We start from the raw sequence: 3765 nt of genomic DNA, 5'->3' as shown, positions 1-3765 counted from the left end.
GAGGCCTCATCCGCCGTGAGCGTCCGATCGGGCGCGCGGAAGCGCAGCGCGAACGCGAGCGACTTCTTGCCCTCGTCGATGCCTGGACCGGCGTACACGTCGAAGAGGTGGACCTCTTCGAGCAGCTCGCCAGCGCCGTCGCGGAGCGCATCCTTGACCTCGTCCGCGGGGATCGCGGCGTCGACGATGAGCGCGACGTCCTGGGTCGCGACGGGGAACGTCGAGATGTGCTTCGCGACGATCACGTCCGGGGCGGCCTCGAAAAGGGCGTCGGCGTCAAGCTCGAGCGCGACCGTCCGCGCGGGCAGATCGTGCTCTTGGAGGAGCTTGGGGTGCAGCTCTCCCGCGAAGCCCACGAGCTCGCCCGAGCGCAGCGAAAGCTGCGCCGTGCGGCCGGGGTGGAACGCCTGGTGGGCGCCCTGGGCGACCACGAGGTCGACGCCGAGCACGTCGCCCGCGAGGCGGGCGACGTCGATCGCGTCCGCCCAGTCCCACGCGCGCGGGGCGTGGTCCGCCGCCTCCGGCGAATCGTGGCCCGTCAAGATCGCGCCGACGTGAAGCGGCTGGTCCGGCAAACCTGCGTCGAGCTCCTCAAGCTGTTCCTCGGAGGGCAGCGCGCCCAGCGGCGGGATCGTCGCGGTGCCGAGCGTGCCGCCGTCTGGCAGGAACACGAGGCCGGCCTCGAACAGCGCAAGGTCGCGGAAACCGCGCGAGTGGTTGCGCTTGGCCACGTCGATGAGCCCCGGGAGCACTGACGTGCGCAGCCAGCCGAACTCCTCGCTCAGCGGGTTTGCGAGCTTGACCGCGGGGCGCTCGGCGCCGGCCTCAGCGACCCCGAAAGTCCCATTCGCGGCCTTCGTCACGAACGGATAGGCGAGCACCTCGGTGAGGCCCGCGTCCGCGAGCGCCTGCACGAGACGACGGCGCTGCTGCTGCGTGCGCGTGAAGCCGCGCCCGGGCGGCGCCACGGGGAGCCGCGACGGGATCTTGTCGTAGCCGACGAGGCGCGCGATCTCCTCGGAGAGGTCTTCCTTCGTCTCGAGGTCGTTGCGCCAGCTGGGCGGGGTCACGAGGAAGTCCTGACCGCGGCGCTCCGCCTGCGCCCCGAGGTCGCCGAGCACGCGCGCGATGAGCTCCTCGGAGAACTCCATGCCGATGCGCTCGGAGGCGAACGCGGCCGGCAGGACGATCTCGATGGCCGCGGGCTCGGTCCCGACGTCGGTCCCTGCCTCGTCCGCGACGCCCCCGCCGAGCTCGACGAGGAGGTCGACGACGCGCTGGGCGGCCTCGTCCGCGACCTCCCAGTCGACGCCGCGCTCGAAGCGCTTGGACGCCTCGGACGGGAGCCTGTGGCGGCGGCGCGAGCGGCCCACGGTCACGGTGTCGAAATGCGCGGCCTCGACGAGCACGTTGACGGTCTCGTCCGAGCACTCGGTCGAGGCGCCGCCCATGACACCCGCGATGCCGATGGGGCCCGACTCGTCGGTGATGAGGAGGTCCTCGGGGTCGAGGTCGCGGATCTTGCCGTCGAGCGTCTCGATCTTCTCGCCGTCCTCGGCTCGGCGCACCGTGATGGTGCCCGTGAGCTTGTCGAGGTCGTAGCAGTGGGTCGGCTGGCCAAGCTCGAACATGACGTAGTTCGAGATGTCGACGGGCAGCGAGATCGAGCGCACGCCAGCGAGGCGCAGGCGCGAGACCATCCACGGCGGCGTGGGCCGCGTGGGGTCGACGCCGCGCACGGTGCGGGCCACGAAGCGGTCGCACCCGGGCACGCCGTAGACCGGGGAGCGGTCGTCGAGGGCCACCCCATAGCCGCCCTCGAGGTTCTCGGGCGCCTTGACCTGCGTGGCCGGGTCCTCGAACGTCGTGCCGGTCGCGTGGGCGTATTCCCGTGCGATCCCGCGGATCGAGAAGCAGTAGCTGCGGTCGGGGGTCACATTGATCTCGGCCGCCTCATCCGTGAGGCCGAGCAGCTCAAGCGCGTCCGTCCCGATCTCCGGGTCGAGGCCCAGGCGCGAGAGCACGATGATGCCGTCATGGTCCTCGCCGATGCCGAGCTCGCGCGCCGAGGCGATCATGCCCGCGGACACGTGGCCGTACGTCTTGCGCGCCGCGATGTGGAAGTCGCCGGGCAGCGTCGCACCCGGCAGCGTCACGACCACCTTGTCGCCCTCGACGAAGTTGTGCGCGCCGCACACGATGCCCTGGACGCCGGACGGGTCAATGCCCTTGCCCGTGAGCGTCTGCTCCCGGCCCTCGGGCACCACGCGGACCTGGCACCAGTTGATCGTCTTGCCGTTGCTCTGCGGCTCCTTGACGAGGCTCAGCACCTGGCCCACGACGATCGGGCCGTGGATGCTGTCGGAGGGCCGGTGCACGGCCTCCTCCTCGAGTCCGACCGAGACGAGCTCGGCCATGAGGTCCTCGGCGGTCGCGCCGGCGGGAAGCTGCGTGTACTCGCGCAGCCACGAAAGGGGGATTCGCATGTGCCTAGATCTCCATCCCGAAGTGCTCGCTGAACCGAACGTCGCCCTCGATCATGTCGCGCATGTCCACGACGTCGTTGCGGAACATGAGGGTCCGCTCGATGCCCATACCGAACGCAAATCCCGAGTAGACGTCGGGGTCGATGCCCGCCGCGCGCAGGACGTTGGGGTTGACCATGCCGCAGCCACCCCACTCGATCCAGCGCGGGCCGCCCTTCGCGCCCGGGTGCCAGATGTCGAGCTCGGCGCTCGGCTCCGTGAACGGGAAGAAGTTGGGGCGGAGGCGAATCTGGGCCTCCTGGCCGAACATCTGCCGCGCGAAGTGCTCGAGCGTCCCGCGAAGGTCCGCCATGCTCAGGCCCTCGTCGATCGCGAGGCCCTCGAACTGGTGGAACACGGGCGTGTGCGTCGCGTCGAGCTCGTCCGTGCGGAACACCTTGCCCGGGCACAGGACGTAGATCGGCACGTCGCGCTCGAGCATCGAGCGGACCTGCACGGGGGACGTGTGGGTGCGCAGGAGCAGGTGCCGGTCAACGGGCTCCACGAAGAACGTGTCCTGCATCTCGCGCGCGGGGTGGTCCGGCTTGAAGTTGAGCGCGTCGAAGTTGAACCACTCGGACTCGAGCTCGGGGCCCTCGGCGATCTCCCAGCCCATGCCGACGAAGATGTCGCTCACGCGGTCCTGGAGGGTCGAGAGCGGGTGGCGTGCGCCGGCGCGGCGGCGGCGCGGCGCGGCGGTGACGTCGACCGTCTCCTCGACGAGGATCCGCGCGTCATTCTCGGCCTCGAGCACCTCGGAGCGTTCCGCGACGGCCTTGTTGACCCGGCCGCGTGCCCCGCCGACGATCTTCCCCGCCGACGACTTCGATTCCTTCGGCAGCGCTCCGATCGCACGGTTCGCGAGCGCGAGCGGGGACTTCTCCCCCGTGTGCGCAAGCCGGACGGCCTTGAGCTCGTCCAGGGTGGACGCCTCCGAGATCTCCTCGAGGGCGCGGCTGACGGCGGCGGTGACGGCGGCCTCGTCCAGGGGGTCCGGGACGGTGGCGCCGGGCAATGTTTCAGTCATGGACCGTTCTTACGCAGCGGTTGGGTACAGAGGCAGTGGGTACAGAGGGAGCCAGCCCCAGCGCACGGCGCAGGTCCGGCTACCCGCCAAGTCTAGTAGACGGCGCAGCCGCCTCTGGGTTCCGAGAATCCGCGAGATTAGTTTGGAGTGATGGGAGATCATCAGGGGCATCACCCCGACACCGTGACCGTCACCGGCGCGGGAACCGCGCGC

Annotated in this window: 2 protein-coding genes; both read right to left on the bottom strand. The window is 70.5% G+C overall.

What is annotated here, in order from left to right; genetic code table 11:
• A partial coding sequence (gene pheT / locus ACLN58_RS19395) for a phenylalanine--tRNA ligase subunit beta (RefSeq protein ID WP_415856874.1) occupies positions 1 to 2486 on the bottom strand: 2486 nt, incomplete at its 3' end.
• 4 nt (positions 2487 to 2490) lie between these two features.
• Entirely contained in the window at positions 2491 to 3552 is a 1062-nt protein-coding gene (gene pheS, locus ACLN58_RS19390; protein WP_415856873.1) for a phenylalanine--tRNA ligase subunit alpha, read from the bottom strand.
• Positions 3553 to 3765 lie beyond the last annotated feature (213 nt).

Source organism: Sinomonas sp. G460-2, assembly GCF_047759905.1.
Lineage (GTDB): Bacteria > Actinomycetota > Actinomycetes > Actinomycetales > Micrococcaceae > Sinomonas.
This window is presented reverse-complemented; position numbering and strand designations above follow the sequence as displayed.